The following is a 15,161-nucleotide window of genomic DNA, read 5'->3' as shown; positions in this document are numbered from 1 at the left end:
TGATGCTTCTATAAGTAAAAACTATACTTGGCTTATCGCTTTGATATTTTGTTATTACTAATGCTTTTTTGGCGAGAACATTTAAAGCGTCCGTCTATAAAATTTCGCTTTTTTTGATGCTTGGTTTTACGACCAGAAACACGTTTTCTCCAAAGTTTGAAACTAGATATTTTCATCTGATTTCGCATCAAATATATAACATCTTGTTCGTTAAGTCCAAATTGAAATTTTATTGCGTCAAAAGTAGTGCGATCTTCCCACGCCATTTCTATGATTCTGTCTATCTGTATTGGGGTTAAATCGTGCTTCATCCTTGGTAATAATCAGTAATGTTTAATATAGAATTTTTTTGTGCTTGCATTTTTTCAATGAACGCTTTATTTTCTTTGTAGCTTTTATTTTTTTTGAATTGAATAAAATTGCCATCTGCATGAATGCTAAAATAAGCAGATGTATATATGTGTAATTTGTAATATGGAACAATCCAAGAAAAACTATTTAATTTTTTGTGGATATGAATTAGAATGCCTTTTGGTCGTAATTCGATATTTCCATAATTGAGATCATCAACCGCATTTAAGTATTGTTTCATTTTTGGACTTACATTATTGATGATCATTCGCTTGGAACCAATTCCTTTTAGTTTGATGCGTTTTAATAATGGAAAGGCCTCTCCTAAATGCGAATCGATCAATTTAGCAGTTTCTTTGTTTGTATATGTAGTATTGATAATCATTACGAACTTCTTTTTCTATTTGCTAAAGTGTGTCTTTTTAAGATTCGAAAATTTTCTTCAATTACGGTATTTTCATCTTTCATACTCCATAAAACAGTACTTGCATGTTTTCTTGTTTTTTGAAGATCAACAATTGGTTTCGGATAGTTTTTACCAAGAAAAAAGTTTGCCATTTGTTGTTCCATTGGCGTCATTCGCGATGGTTCATGAACAAAAGTAATGTCTAATTCTGCCAATTCAGGAACCCATTGTTTTATAAAAATACCTTCAGGATCATGTGTTATTCCGTTTTTCGTCGGATTGTACATGCGTAATAAATTAATTCCAGTTTCGCCAGCCTGCATTTGTATTTGCGGAAAATGAATGCCTGGCTCAAAATCCAAAAAGTATTGTGACAAGATAACTGTTGCTTTTTGCCAAGGTTGCCATAAGTTATGCGTAAAAAAAGAGACAATAAGCGCACGCATTCTAAAGTTCAAATAACCTGTTTCCTTTAAGCAGCGCATGCAGGCATCAACTAGCGGATAGCCTGTTAATCCGTTTTGCCAAGCTTTGATATATTGATCAGAAACTCGTTTTTTTAGTTTTCTATATCCTTTATTAAGACTTACAAATTCCATTTCGTCTTCCATCTCAAATTTTTGTATGAAATGCGCTTGCCAACGCAAACGTGAACCAAAGGATTCCATTTGTTTTTTGTAAATATTCTGTTCAATACAACGTGTTGTTTCTTTAATAACTTGTCGCACAGATAAATTTCCCCAAGCTAAATACGGAGATAATCTACTGCAACTTCTACGTGCTAATAAAGGTTTTGAAATGTGCGCATTGTAATTTTTTCCACGATCTTTAAAAAATGTATTCATATACTTATATGCCATCGTAGTTCCTCCTTTTTGAAAAGGCGAATTTGGATCAGTTTCTAAATCAGGCAACTGAAAAAAAGTGAGTAAATGTGCTATTTCTTCTGGTGTAAATAATTGTCCTTTTTTTGGTTTGAACGGAAGTAGGGGTTTATTCATAAAATCTTCCCACAATTCTACCCAATTGGTACGATCTGTCAATCCTCGAAATACACCATTATTTACATTTTCAACCCAAGTAATCATGTTGTTTAGTGTAAAGCGTTTCAGTCTTTTATCACGATCATACGTTGATTTTATGCCTGTCTCTTGGTGCGAATATAAGTGTGTAATTTTATAAGTTTCCTGAATGATCTGCAATGTTCTATTAATATTTGATCTTACAATTAATATCTCACTATTGAATGCAGTCAAAGAATTATTTAAGTCGATTAAAGATTCTTTAATAAAGTTCCAGTGACGTTCACTGTAATGCGGATCATTCAGGAGAATATCTTCAAATACAAAAAGAAACAACGTTTTTCGTTCAGTAGAAAGCGCATTGTGAATTGCTTCATTATCCTGAAGACGCAAATCACGCTTAAACAGTACGACGTTAATTTCTATTTTGTTTGAAGTGTTCATATATATTTATGCTGTTTTTACAAGTTTGCTTATCATTCCGTTGAATATAAAACCATGAAACGGCAATACGGCATACCAATACACGCGTCCCCAAATTCCTTTAGGTCTAAAAATAGCACGTTGTAACAGTTGACCTTTCTCAATTTTAAATTCTAGCCAAGCTTCACCTGGCAAACGCATTTCTGCAAAAAGTAACAATCGTTTTTCTTCTTTATTAGCGTATAAAACTCTCCAAAAATCAAGAGGATCTCCAGCGTTGAGTGTTTTTTGATTTCTACGACCACGGCGCAATCCAATGCCTCCGCATATTTTATCTAAATAACCGCGTAATTTCCATAAATAGGTTGCATAATACCAACCGTTAGTACCACCAATAGCCCAAATTTTATCGATAGTTTGTTGCTCATCAATAACTGTACGTCTTTTAATATCTTTAAAACAACCATATTCAGGCACTTTGATATAACGTGAAATTTTTTCGCGAAAACGACCACTAATTAACGAATCTTTCCAGCTAGAAATTACACTGTTTTGCTCAATTTTTATGAATGCTTTTTGTACTGCTTTTTTGTACGGCATTGGTTGAATGTCCAATATTTTATTGATGTCACTTGGTTTTCCAATCACTTCCACTTTCATACTATCTACTAAATTGATGGCAAGTTTATAGGAAGTTGTAGTGATGAAATACAACCAATAGGAGGAAAGCTTTGGTGTCATCACAGGAACAGAAATAATAGTACGTTTTAACTTTCGTACTTCTGCAAATTGTAACATCATATCTTTATAAGTCAACGTATCTGGTCCAAAAATATCATAGGACTGATTGTATACTTTTTTAGTACCAATAGCTTTGGTTAAGTATTCCAAAACATTCCGAATGGCAATGGGTTGCGATTTCGTTTTAATCCACTTTGGAGCTACCATAATTGGTAACTTTTCGGTGAGATCACGAATAATTTCAAAGGATGCACTTCCGCTACCGACAATGATTCCTGCGCGAAACGTTGTTAATTTATACGTACTAGATTGCAGAATGTTTTCTACATTTTTACGCGATTGTAAATGTTTAGATAATTGCAAATCATTGACAATTCCACTCAAATAAATAACTTGTTTTACTTGTGTGGTTTGCATGTACGTTTTAAAATGCACGGCACAATCGCGTTCCAATTGTTCAAACGCTGTTGAGGAAGACATGGAATGAATTAAATAGTAAGCAACGTCAATATCTGTGGGAATTTGATCTAAACTTTCCAAATTCAGAAAATCAACTTCAATCAAATCCACGCGTTCGTGAGCTGAAACTTCTTCAGGCACACGTTGTTTATCTCTCACGCAGCAAACTAAAGAATGTCCCATTTCCAATAAAATTGGAATCAGTCGTTTTCCTATATATCCTGTAGCTCCTGTAAGTAGAATTCGCATGGTTTTTTTATTTGGGACGTTGGTACGGATAGCGTGTTTGCTGTTGCGGAATTGCATATCCATCAAGTCCATTGATGGCGGCAGTTTCTGCTTTGGCAAGATTTATAAAACCATCCGTTTCTAAAATATCATCATTTATGTGTATGTGTTCAATTTTACCAATCACTAAAATTGTATCGTTCTCTTCAATTAAATATTCATTCATATAACGCATGCCTATTTGCACATGGCAACCTTTTACATACGGTGCTGCAAAGTCACTTTTGTATTCAGTTTCTAAATTTGTTTGATCGAACTCCGAAACTTCTTTTGGATATTTTGCAGATGTATGATGCGCATCTTTTGTTATTTTTTGATGAATATGATTGATCGTATATATTCCTGTTTTTCGAATATTTTCATACGTATTTCTCGGTACAACATTTGGTCTCAAAATAAAACCTAGTAAAGGTGGATTTGATCCTAAATGTGTCACAGAACTAAAAACAGCAACATTTGTAAAACCTTCTTGTGATTGGGTTGCAATTAAATTTGCCGATTTGTACCCCGAGCAACTATTAATTAAGTTAATTCGGTACAACTTTTCCATTGCATCAATGTCAGTACTCGTGATTGTAGCCATTAGAGACTTTTATAATTGTTAATAATTACATTTTCAGCTTTTAAATCGTGTAATAAATTATACAACCCAAAAAATGTTCTGTTCATATAAATAAAATGTTTTGAACCTCTATTTGCATTCATGCTACGCAGTTGTGTGTTTTTTGAATAACGCTCACCAATGTCCGCAATTTTACCGAAGAATTCTTCATCAGAAAAGTCAAAAACTTCAGTGTTAAATGGTGTGGTAAACAATCCGAGTAATTCGTGAAACATCTCAGTGAAAAAGTCTAATTCCTCTTTAGAATCGTCTTCGCGAAGAATTTCTAATTCGTATAATTTCTTCGTAAACAATTCAGGATTATTAATTGTTTCCTGATCTGCTAGTTCAAAATACGGAATGTAAAAATCTTCTGGAATGGCTTTCATACAACCAAAATCGAGTGCAATCAATTCATGATCTTTTGAAACTAAAAAGTTTCCAGGGTGCGGATCGGCATGTACTTTTCGGTATTCATGAATTTGAAACATATAAAAGTCCCAAAGTGTTTGTCCTAATAAATTTGCTTTCTCCTGATCGGTATTTTTAGCCGTAAACTCAGATAAATGTTCACCATTCATCCAATCCATCGTAATAATTCGTTCTGATGAAAGCGAATCATAATATGTTGGAAAAAGTAGGTTTGGAATATGCTTACATGCTTCCGAAACTTCTTTACTTTGTTTAATTTCAAGAAAATAATCAGTTTCTTCAATCAATTTCTCTTCTACTTCTTTAAAATATTTATCAGAACCTTTTCCAGTAATGTTAAACATTCGAGTAGCAATAGGTTTTACAAGAGCCAAGTCGGTGGAGATGCTTTGCGCAACTCCTGGATATTGGATTTTCACAGCAAGTTTCTTCCCATCTTTTTTGGCAACGTGTACTTGTCCTATACTAGCGGCATTAACAGAAGTAGAGTTGAATGTATCAAAAATTTCATTTGGATGTTTACCAAAATACTTTTTAAATGTTTTTATAACCAAAGGCGGTGATAATGGCGGTACCGAAAATTGTGATAATGAAAATTTCTCCACATAAGCGCGTGGTAAAATATTCTTTTCCATACTCAGCATTTGTGCTACTTTTAAAGCACTTCCCTTCAAACTTTTTAAACCATCATAAATATCTTCTGCATTCGATTCGTTCAATCGTTCTTTTGCTTTTTCTTCAGAATTTATGAGTTTATCACCGTAATACTTTAAGTAATTTACACCAACTTTTGCACCTGTAGTTACAATTTTACTGGCGCGTTGAATTTTGGTGATAGGAATTTTGTCAATTGTTTTCATTAAGCTCTTATGTCTAATTTTTCCTTAAGAATAAATTTTCCGAAATCAATAATACTCTTCAAAGGTGTATTATCGATCAAATCAAAACTGGCATTCACAGATTTTTCAATGTATTGATCTGTTTTGTCAAAACTTGGAGATGTATCATCTAACCAAAATTTCATAGCCATTATAAATTGTATCCAAGCCGTTTCTTTAATGGCTTTGTTCTGTATCTTTTCTAAACGCTCTTCATTCAAATCGAGCGTTTTTAAATCGAGTGTTTCTACAAAATCGTTGAATACATGTTTAAGTCCTTTAAGCAATTTCAATGATTGAATTTGATTTTTATGCATTGTCAAACTATGTACTACATAACTTCTGTTAGCAGTAAATTGTTCGAAAAAAGTGTAATAAAAACTGAGTAGCCTGTTGCGTGCATCAAATGTTGCAAACTCTTCGCTTCCTGCTAAAATTTCTATAGTATTTGTACCAAAGGTTGTAAAAATAGCTTCTTCTAATGCTTTAAAAGAGCTAAAAAACTCGTAGAATTTTGCTTCTTCAAAATTATTGTTCTTCGCAAATGCATATACGTTTTTGGGTTGTTCTCCATGTTCCAATATGTGGTCCATATATACCGAAATGATGGAGAGTGCAGTTATATTTTTTTTCTTTGCCATGATGTACTTTTTAAGACAGCATAAAAATACGACTACTGTTTAACTTATTTTGACATTAGTTGAACAAAAAAAATGAAAGCATTGTTAAAGTTTTCTTAAAGAATTTGTTAAGAAATTTAAATTATAGAGAAGAAATGAAATATTTTTGATCTTAACAGTCTGTTTCACAGCAGTTTTCAGCTTTTACAAGCTTACAACTTACAACAGCAGCCAAAGCGCCTAAAATTGGAGCAACTATGTATAGCCATAAATGCGTTAATTGTCCAGATACCAATGCAGGACCCAAAGAACGTGCAGGATTCATAGAAGCTTTGGTCATAGGACCTGCAAACATAGCTTCTAATAGCACAATACCACCGATAGCAATTCCTGCCATCGTTCCTGTTTCTTTACTTCCTGTAGATACATTAATAATGACTACCATTAAGAAGAATGTGAGGAAAAACTCTAAAATCAACGCTTTCCAAGCTATAATTGTTGGAATGGTTGCGCCAAGCGTTTCGCTTTGTGGCCAGAACATATATACTAGCAAACTAGCACAAATAGCGCCTAAACATTGTGAAAGAATATATTTTGGAACTTCCTTCCAAGGAAATTTTTTGGCATACGAAAATGCAATGGTCACAGCTGGATTAAAATGTGCTCCAGAAATTTCTGCAAATGCATAAATCATTCCCATAACAACCAAACCCCAAGTAATTGCAACACCAGGATGCGTAATTTCTCCAGTAATATCATTGACAACCATGGCAGCAGTTCCGCAAAAAACCATTGTAAATGTTCCTATAAACTCCGAAATATAATTCTTCATGTTTGGTATTCTTTAGCTAGAAGCAAAAATACTATTTCTTATTTTAAGTATTTGTTAACATTTACACGTAAGGTTTCTGCGTAAATTCGTCAAAATAAAAAACTCTAAAATATCAGTAAAGATGAAAAAACTACTTTTGGCGTGTTTCTTAGCAGCAGGAATCAGTGTTCAAGCACAAATAGAAACGCCACAACCTAGCCCAAGTGCAAAATTAACTCAAACTGTTGGATTAACAGAAGTAACTATTGAGTACTCTAGACCAGCAATGAAAGGAAGAAAAATATTTGGTGAATTAGTTCCTAACGATAAAATGTGGAGAACTGGAGCAAATGCAAATACGAAAATTACATTTAGTGACGACGTAACTATTGGTGGATCTGCAGTGAAAGCTGGAACATACGCTATTTTTACAAAGCCAAGTGCTAAAACATGGGAAGTTATTATATACAGTGACGCTTCAAACTGGGGAACTCCAAGAAATTGGGACGATTCAAAAGTTGTTGCAAAAGCAGTAGCGCCTGTAAATAAAATGCCTTATAAGACAGAATCATTTACTATTGATATTGCAAACCTTTCTAGCACAGGAGCTGATATCGAATTTAAGTGGGACAAAACCTTAGTAGTTGTTCCTTTTGTAGTGCCAACTGATAAGAAAGCGACAGCTAGTATTGAAAAAATGATGGGCGGACCTTCTGCTGGTGATTATTTTTCTGCTGCTAGATATTACTTAGAAGAAGGAAAAGATATGGACAAGTCTAAGATGTGGATTGATAAAGCGATCGAAATGACAAAAGATCAGCCAAGATTCTGGTACTTAAGACAACAATCTTTAATTTACGCTAAGATGGGTAAAAAAGCAGATGCAGTTAAAATTGCTAAAGAATCATTAGCATTAGCTGAAAAAGCAGGAAACAAAGATTATGTAAAAATGAACAAAGATTCTATCAAAGAGTGGTCTAAATAAGCCACATACTTTATAAAATATAAGAGCCTTTCTGAAATTTCAGAAAGGCTTTTTTTTATGTATTTAAGTTTTTAAGTAGAATTCTCAACGATTTTTGTGCATAGTTTTTAAAAATAAATTAAATTGAGCTTCTTAAAAACAACCTATTAACATGAAACTTTCTATACGAGTACTATTTTTAGTGCTTATTACCGCTATTGTATCAACTTCTTGTTCTGATGAACAACTAGATGTGACAATACAGCCAACAACTCCTGTGATTACAAATGAAATTACACAAGTTATTCTTGATTGGAATACGCTTTGGTGTGAATTAGATCGCTATGCAACTGGCATGCGACCAAACGCAACAACACGTGCTTTAGCATACATCCATTTGGCAGCTTTTGAAGTGTGTGTGGAAGATATGTTGGGCTATACGTCTAATAAAGATCGATACGCAGAATTGGTGATTGATTTTACCCAAAGACAACCCAATGTCAATATTGCGATTGCCTTAAATGCTTGTTATGCAACTGCAATGGATCACTTTATGTACAATGTACGCTCAGATATTGATGCTAAAATTAACATTCTACGTCAACAGAAAGAAGCAGAATTGACACAAGGAATAGATGCGACTATTGTAGCAAATTCTCAAGATTGGGGAAATTATATAGCACAACAAGTTATTACGTATAGCCAAACTGATATAGAAGCAGAGGCTCAAATTTTAAATCCACAACCAACTACTTATGAACCGCCAGTAGGAGTAGGGTTTTGGACGTATAGTGACGAATTGGAGAGAGGATTATTTCCGTATTGGTCTTCCGTACGTACGTTTGTAATTTCTACAGAAGAAACTTCTACAGTTCCACCATCATTAACCTATAGTGAAGATGCTACAAGCGATTATTATGCAGCAATGGAAGAAGTGTATACAGCAAGCGAAGCAGCAAGAACAACGGACACTGAAGGATTGTGGATTGCTGAGTTTTGGTCAAATGATGTAGAAAATTTAATGATGGGACCTCCAGGAAGGCAAATTTCTATCGCTAATCAATTGATTGAACAATACGATGTAGATCATCAGACAGCATTAATTATACTATTAAAATTAGGCTTTTCACTAAATGATGCTGCGGTTTCTACTTGGGCAGATAAGTATGAATACATGGTAATGCGCCCAAGTGTGTACATTCAAGAATTTATTGATCCAGCTTTTCAAACGAACTTATTTCCGTTTATCTCTTGGCCAAATCCGACATTTCCAAGTTATCCATCAGGGCATTCAACGTTTGCTTCCGCTGCAGCGGGAATATTTATCCATCATTTTGGAAACAATACAAATTTTACAGATCGTTCTCACGAAGGAAGAACCGAGTTTAGAGGTGATCCAAGAACGTATTCAACCTTTACAGATATGGCTGAAGAAAATGGATTTTCACGTGTGCCATTAGGCGTACATTTACGAATGGATTGTACGGAAGGTTTACGCTTAGGTTATGAAATTTCGAATGCTGTAAATACTTTTGATCTTTCACAGTAATAATACATTTTATAAAATATAAAAGCCTTTCTATTACTTGTAGAAAGGCTTTTTTGTTTTTATATAGTTCAACAATAGTGTGTTGGTTACGAGAAAAGTATATATGAATTCACAATAATTGCAATGGTTTCTCCTAATGACCAGATAATGAAAGCTCCAATTGGAATTGCTTTTTCTTTTATTTTGAAGATTTTTTTGATGAAATCTGACAGTTTAATAACGGCGTTTAGTGGAACCAAAAGCACTAAGAAAACAATAAGACAAACAAATAGAATAGCAAAAATATCCAGCGACAAAATAATCATTAGTAAAAGTCCTTTAGTAGCAAATGCATACACTTTTACAATGTATATCCAACCACTAAAATCAAGATTCATTTTATCAAAGAAACTTTGGAAACTGGTTACAAATTGAACTGCATCATAATCTGGTAAGAAACTATTTATAATTGGCACTTTTTGAAAAATATCGCAAATGAATTCCAACGGATATGCCAGTGCAATTGTCCATGATTCGGGAAGAATCCATTGTTGAATTGCGGCAAAAATCAGTGCAATTAAAAGTATGGCAAACCGATAATCTGAGATGGTTTCTGAGAATGCAGAACCTACAATCGCAATAACGATTAAACCAGCAACTAAAAAGATACTTCCGTATGCCAGCGCTGTTATTGTAAGTGATATTCCAAAGAAAAAAATTACGGCATATAACAAAAATTTAGGAAGTTTTTTAAGAATCCATTTTTCTAGTTGCAACTTTTTTTCGTCACTTAAAAATTCAAAAGCCGCCGCCGGAACTGCAAAGTATTTTAATAAATCTGAAATGTATAATATGATAGCAAAGTTGGTCATAAGGTATCCTATTTTCAATAATTATTCAGAAAATTACTAAAAAAAATCCTTTCCAACGGGAAAGGATTTTCTTAAGACTCTATATGTATTCGTTTTTATTGACTACAATTGCCATCAATAAAATCTTGTGTTGTAGGATTGATAGGATTATTTTCAATAGCTATTTGAAAATCTGATGTATTACCATTTACAAATAAATTTTGTAGCCCACATAAGTCTACTAAGTTTGGATTTGGACCAGGTTCAACTTCTGTTGTATTTGTTATGAAGGTTGGACGTACACCAATAGAAATTGCTTCGGCATATTGACTTTCTATTAAAGAGGTGATATTTTGTAATCCATTTAAACTTTCTAAAGAATTATTCTCTATTATGGCTAAAACAGCTATGGAAGTAACTTGTTCTAAGCCTTCAAAATTTATGAGCGAATCATTATGATCGACCAATAACAAGTGTACTTCTGTTAAGCTTTCTAATGCGCTCAGCGAAGTTAGTGCACTATTAGAGGTAAGTAAAAAATGATCTATGCTAGTAAGGTTTTCTAATCCTTCTAAAGAAATTAATCCATCATTGGATGAAATGTGTGTAAATGCGGTAATAGCTGTTAAATTGTCTAAGCCCGAAAGTGATGTTAATTGATCATTATTAAGGATAGCCAAACTGTGTAAGGTTTCTAAGTTATGTAATCCATTTAACGAACTTAACGCTGTATTGTTTATGATGGTAAACCTACCGTTAATCATCTCAAGAGATTCTAAAGGAGCTAAATCAAGAATATTGTCAGAACTAGAGTTGCTACCTATATCAAGATCTCCATTAATTATAGCATAATCAAATATTCCAAAATCATTTACATCTTCTTGAGTAAGTAGAACAACGTCACCATCATAGGTGCCGCCTCCAGTTTCGCATGTACTAACGGCTCCTAGGTTGACAGCATTACCATCTATAAAAACATTATCTATAATTGCCCATAAACCTGTATCAAAATCTAATATTTGAAATGTGATTGTTTCTAGAGAGCAATTTAAATAAGCAAAATTAATAGTCCCGTCAGTAATACTAAATGTATTGTCGTTATCTATGTAAACGTATCCATTTGTGATAGGATCGCCATCACAATTTGTTGCGATTCCTGTTATGGATGTTGAAGTAACTTCTTCGGTAAAAGAAATATTAACTGAAGTGTCAGTAGCGTAACCACCAAATGTTTCCGAGTGTACTAATTGCTCGTTACAACTAGCACTGCTACTATAAATACGTACTAAAATTTCTTCATTTCTAGGAATTAAGCCACATTCAATATCGTAAGCATACACAGCTCCATTATAAATTATTTGATTGTTTGATACACGCGTAATCACTGCATAATATGGAATTGTAGTATCTGTATGTAATGGAGATATTGAAAAACAGAATTCAATAGAATCAAAAGGAATGTCACAGTTCCACCATGTAAAGTGTGTTACTTCTGCAACATATTTGTTACCTTCTTTTATAGCTTGTCCTTCTTCTTTCCAGTATCCGTTTTCTTCATCAAAATACCATAAGTTTATAGTTTCTGGAGCAATACTAGTTTGACTTACATCAACAGGAAATTCAATCGTTGCTGGACTGTTACTATCTATATTTAGTTCTTCCCCAGAAGGAGAAAAAAGATTTACAGAAAGCATTCCATACGTTTCCAAAGCTCTGGCTTCATTGGCAGCTGTTTGCGCAAATAAACTTCCTGGCATTTGTGTAAATGTTTCTTCTGAATTTGGAGTTATATAGTGTAAAACTACATCTACTGGACCATTATAACTTTCTCCAGCAGCAGTAATAAAATCACCGCTAAAGTTTGCTTCTGCACCATTTGGTAATGATACTTGTGAAGTTTCTCCAGAATTAACTGTTGCGATGACGTCTTTTTGGAAGAGAGCAATATTTATAATATTTACACCATCAGTTTTTGGTAATACAACTCTAGATCCTTTTATATATCCATCTTTTTCAGCTTTTACGTAGGCAAAATTTTCAAAAACAGCTACATCATTTAAAATGAAGAGTCCGTTGTTATTTGTTACGGTTGTGGTATTTCCAATAGTAATTTGTACGTTTTCTAATTTATTTCCAGAAGTATCGGTAATTGTACCAATGAATTTTCCAGTAGTGGCGTTTCCGAAGTTTTCTGATTTGAATTGTTCATCTCTGACAGCTTCCGTTTCTGGATTTGTAGTATCTCCAGCATTGTTGAAGTCATCATCCTTACAATTTTGGATAGATAAAATGCATACAAACACAAAGATTAGTTTGGTTAGTTTTTTCATAGTTATTGTTAGGTATGTACACATGAGATGCAAAAACCTACAAATGGTTGCGTAAATTAACCAAACTAATTTATTTTACTGACTACAGTTGCCGTCAAGAATGTCTTGTGGAGTAGGATTATAGGCGTTATTTTCGATAACAGCACAGTTATTAATCCAGTCGTAAGTAGTTAGTACATTACTTAGTGCGCAAAAATCGGTTAAATTCGGATTTGGACCATCAGTATGTCCGCCACAGTCACCTTCCCATTGTATGACTCCAATATTAATCAATGTGAATGAAGTTGGAACAAGACTCAAGTTTTCAATTCCGTCTAAACTTTGTAAAGCGTCATTGTTTGCAACAATTAGACTTCTAGCTTGTGTAAGTTGTTCTAGACCTTGTAAATTAATTAACGAATCGTTGTCATCAATAAGAATATCTAATAACGTAGTTAAATTTTCTAATTGTGCAAGTGAAGCAAGTGCGTCATTGTAACGAATATTTAAAAAACGTAGTGTAGTGATGCTTTCTATACCTTGCAAAGAAGTCAACGCATCATTATTATGAATACTCAAACTTTTTTCTGAACTCCAGCCAAAGTTCTCGATTCCATTTAATGAAGTTAAATTTGCATTGTTATAAACACGAAGAGCTTGTTCAATAGAAAAGGTGTTTGAGAAACCAGTAAGGGATTGTAGCCCACTATTGTTGTCAATTATTAAGGTAGGAATAGTTGTCAAATTGTTGAATCCAGCGAGTGATGTTATAGAAGGATTGTTTTTAATAAGAAGTTCATGACCATCAACTTGGGCAATGTTTCCTAAGTCTTGTAAACTCGTTAGGTTTTCATTACCAGCAATAGTTAAATCGCCAGTAATGTATGTGATGGAAGATAATAAACTTAAATCTACAATGTCTGTGTAGTTATTCTCATTTCCAATTGTTAAATCACCATTAACTGTTGTAATTCCAAAGGCACCAAAATCATTTACTTCTTGTTGTGTAGATAGTATAAGATTTCCGTTAAATATTCCTCCAGAAGCATCACAAACACTCACGTTTCCTAAGTTAATGGCTTCTTGAGTAAGTGTTATATCTTCAATAATAGTCCATAAATTTGTGTCAAAATCAAATAGTTGAATCGTTGCTATAGTATCGTCGCAATAAGGAACAGATATGTCTATGATTCCATCGTCTATCACAAAAGTATTTATGTCATTTATATAGATATAACCATTTGTAATAGGATCGCCATCACAACTAGTCGCCATTCCGGTAACGTTTGTAACTTGACCTTCATGATGCGAAAAAGAAACATTGATATTTGTGTCTGTAGCATATCCGCCAAGCGTTTCTGAGTGAATTAAAGCTCCTTCGCAAATACCTAATGACCTGTATACTTCAATTCTAATTTCTTCATTTCTTGGAATTAAACCGCATTCAATTCCTTCATTAGCAGTCATGATTCCATAATATAAAATTGGAGAACCTACCGCACGTTTAATAATAACATGATATGGTACTGCATCATCTGTATTGGTTAATGATAATGAAAAGCAGGCATTTACGAATTCTAATGGTAAATCACAATTCCACCAAGTAAAATGAGAAACTTCGGCAACATACATATTAGAAAACTTCACTGCCTGTCCTTCTTGTTTCCAATAGCCTCTTTCTTCATCAAAATACCATAAAGGAATAAAGTCAGGAGCATTAACTGTTGTAATAGGAAATTCAAGCGTAGCACGGTTGAATTTATTTATATTTAATTGTTCTCCAGAAGGAGAAAATAAATTGACAGACATCATGCCTAAGGTCTCTAAGTTTACGGCATCATTTTCTGTAGTTTGTGCAAATAAACTTCCAGGCATACGTCTAAATGTATTTACTGAATTTGGAGTTATATAATGCAAAACTACATCTACTTGTCCGTTATAAGTAGTTCCATCTTGTCGAACAAAACCGCCACTAAAGTTTACTTTTGTTCCATTGGGTAAGGATACGGTAGAGAATTCCCCAGAATTTACAGAAGCTACAATTTCCTTTTTATGCATTGAAATTATGATTCTGTTTTCTCCATTAAGCTTAGGAATAACAACTCTCGATCCATTAATATATCCTTCTTTTTTTGTTTTGATGTATGCGAAGTTTTCGTAGACATCTGCATCTTTGATCAAGAAGATACCATTACGATCTGTATATGTAGTTTTGTTTCCAATAGTAACTTGTACATTGTTTAGTCTTCCTTCATTTATATCTTCAACAACTCCAAAGAAGTTTCCAGTAGTAAATCCTCCAAAGTTTTCAGCAATGAATTCTTCGTCACGTAAAATGTCCTCTTCGGTTTGTAGATTTGGGACAGTTCGTGTGTCAAAATCATCTTCATTACAACTATGTAAGCATACAATACAGGTAAATGCAATGAACAGTTTCGTTAATTTTTTCATAATTTGGTTACGGTTTATACATCTTG

At 33.5% G+C, this 15,161-nt stretch carries 13 protein-coding genes; 2 read left to right on the top strand and 11 right to left on the bottom strand.

Features of this window, described 5'->3' with window-relative positions:
• Window positions 1-32: 32 nt before the first annotated feature.
• From ACRBBL_RS04550 to ACRBBL_RS04515, 8 genes are all read right to left on the bottom strand, one after another.
• Window positions 33-311 carry a TIGR03643 family protein gene (locus ACRBBL_RS04550; RefSeq protein ID WP_431367835.1) on the bottom strand — a complete coding sequence of 93 codons (279 nt, stop codon included), beginning with the start codon at window positions 309-311 and terminating at the stop codon, window positions 33-35.
• Window positions 308-736 (bottom strand): hypothetical protein, encoded by a 429-nt coding sequence (locus tag ACRBBL_RS04545; protein WP_431367834.1) that lies wholly within the window; start codon window positions 734-736, stop codon window positions 308-310. The genes ACRBBL_RS04550 and ACRBBL_RS04545 overlap by 4 nt, the downstream gene beginning before the upstream one ends.
• Window positions 736-2,223, bottom strand: a complete 1,488-nt coding sequence (locus ACRBBL_RS04540) for a deoxyribodipyrimidine photo-lyase/cryptochrome family protein (protein WP_431367833.1) — start codon at window positions 2,221-2,223, stop codon at window positions 736-738. The genes ACRBBL_RS04545 and ACRBBL_RS04540 overlap by 1 nt, the downstream gene beginning before the upstream one ends.
• 6 nt (window positions 2,224-2,229) lie before the next feature.
• Window positions 2,230-3,651 (bottom strand): SDR family oxidoreductase, encoded by a 1,422-nt coding sequence (locus tag ACRBBL_RS04535; protein WP_431367832.1) that lies wholly within the window; start codon window positions 3,649-3,651, stop codon window positions 2,230-2,232.
• A gap of 7 nt (window positions 3,652-3,658) precedes the next feature.
• On the bottom strand, window positions 3,659-4,273 hold the full coding sequence (locus ACRBBL_RS04530; protein WP_431367831.1) for a flavin reductase family protein: 615 nt from the start codon (window positions 4,271-4,273) through the stop codon (window positions 3,659-3,661).
• Window positions 4,273-5,583: an ABC1 kinase family protein gene (locus ACRBBL_RS04525; protein ID WP_431367830.1), complete on the bottom strand. Its 1,311-nt coding sequence runs from the start codon at window positions 5,581-5,583 to the stop codon at window positions 4,273-4,275. Before ACRBBL_RS04525 ends, ACRBBL_RS04530 begins: the two co-directional genes overlap by 1 nt.
• On the bottom strand, window positions 5,583-6,242 hold the full coding sequence (locus tag ACRBBL_RS04520) for a TetR family transcriptional regulator C-terminal domain-containing protein (RefSeq protein ID WP_431367829.1): 660 nt from the start codon (window positions 6,240-6,242) through the stop codon (window positions 5,583-5,585). Before ACRBBL_RS04520 ends, ACRBBL_RS04525 begins: the two co-directional genes overlap by 1 nt.
• A gap of 151 nt (window positions 6,243-6,393) precedes the next feature.
• Window positions 6,394-7,053 (bottom strand): MIP/aquaporin family protein, encoded by a 660-nt coding sequence (locus tag ACRBBL_RS04515; RefSeq protein WP_431367828.1) that lies wholly within the window; start codon window positions 7,051-7,053, stop codon window positions 6,394-6,396.
• A 121-nt stretch (window positions 7,054-7,174) separates the two neighbouring features.
• On the opposite strand from ACRBBL_RS04515, the gene ACRBBL_RS04510 reads away from it, so the two are divergent.
• Both ACRBBL_RS04510 and ACRBBL_RS04505 read left to right on the top strand, forming a co-directional pair.
• Window positions 7,175-8,017 (top strand): DUF2911 domain-containing protein, encoded by an 843-nt coding sequence (locus ACRBBL_RS04510; RefSeq protein WP_431367827.1) that lies wholly within the window; start codon window positions 7,175-7,177, stop codon window positions 8,015-8,017.
• 151 nt (window positions 8,018-8,168) lie between these two features.
• Window positions 8,169-9,545, top strand: a complete 1,377-nt coding sequence (locus tag ACRBBL_RS04505; protein WP_431367826.1) for a vanadium-dependent haloperoxidase — start codon at window positions 8,169-8,171, stop codon at window positions 9,543-9,545.
• An 86-nt stretch (window positions 9,546-9,631) separates the two neighbouring features.
• Here the strand turns inward: ACRBBL_RS04505 and ACRBBL_RS04500 are convergent, their stop codons facing one another.
• From ACRBBL_RS04500 to ACRBBL_RS04490, 3 genes are all read right to left on the bottom strand, one after another.
• Complete coding sequence (locus tag ACRBBL_RS04500; protein WP_431367825.1) at window positions 9,632-10,396, bottom strand: hypothetical protein; 765 nt, start codon at window positions 10,394-10,396, stop codon at window positions 9,632-9,634.
• A gap of 95 nt (window positions 10,397-10,491) precedes the next feature.
• A complete protein-coding gene (locus tag ACRBBL_RS04495) occupies window positions 10,492-12,705 on the bottom strand; it encodes a hypothetical protein (RefSeq protein ID WP_431367824.1) in 2,214 nt (737 codons plus the stop codon).
• Between the two features lie 75 nt (window positions 12,706-12,780).
• Entirely contained in the window at window positions 12,781-15,135 is a 2,355-nt protein-coding gene (locus ACRBBL_RS04490) for a hypothetical protein (RefSeq protein WP_431367823.1), read from the bottom strand.
• Window positions 15,136-15,161: the final 26 nt, after the last annotated feature.

It is taken from the genome of Kordia sp. (assembly GCF_050633145.1).
Classification (GTDB): Bacteria; Bacteroidota; Bacteroidia; order Flavobacteriales; family Flavobacteriaceae; genus Kordia.
Note: the sequence above shows the minus strand (reverse complement) of the source record. Positions and strands in the feature narration are given on the sequence as shown.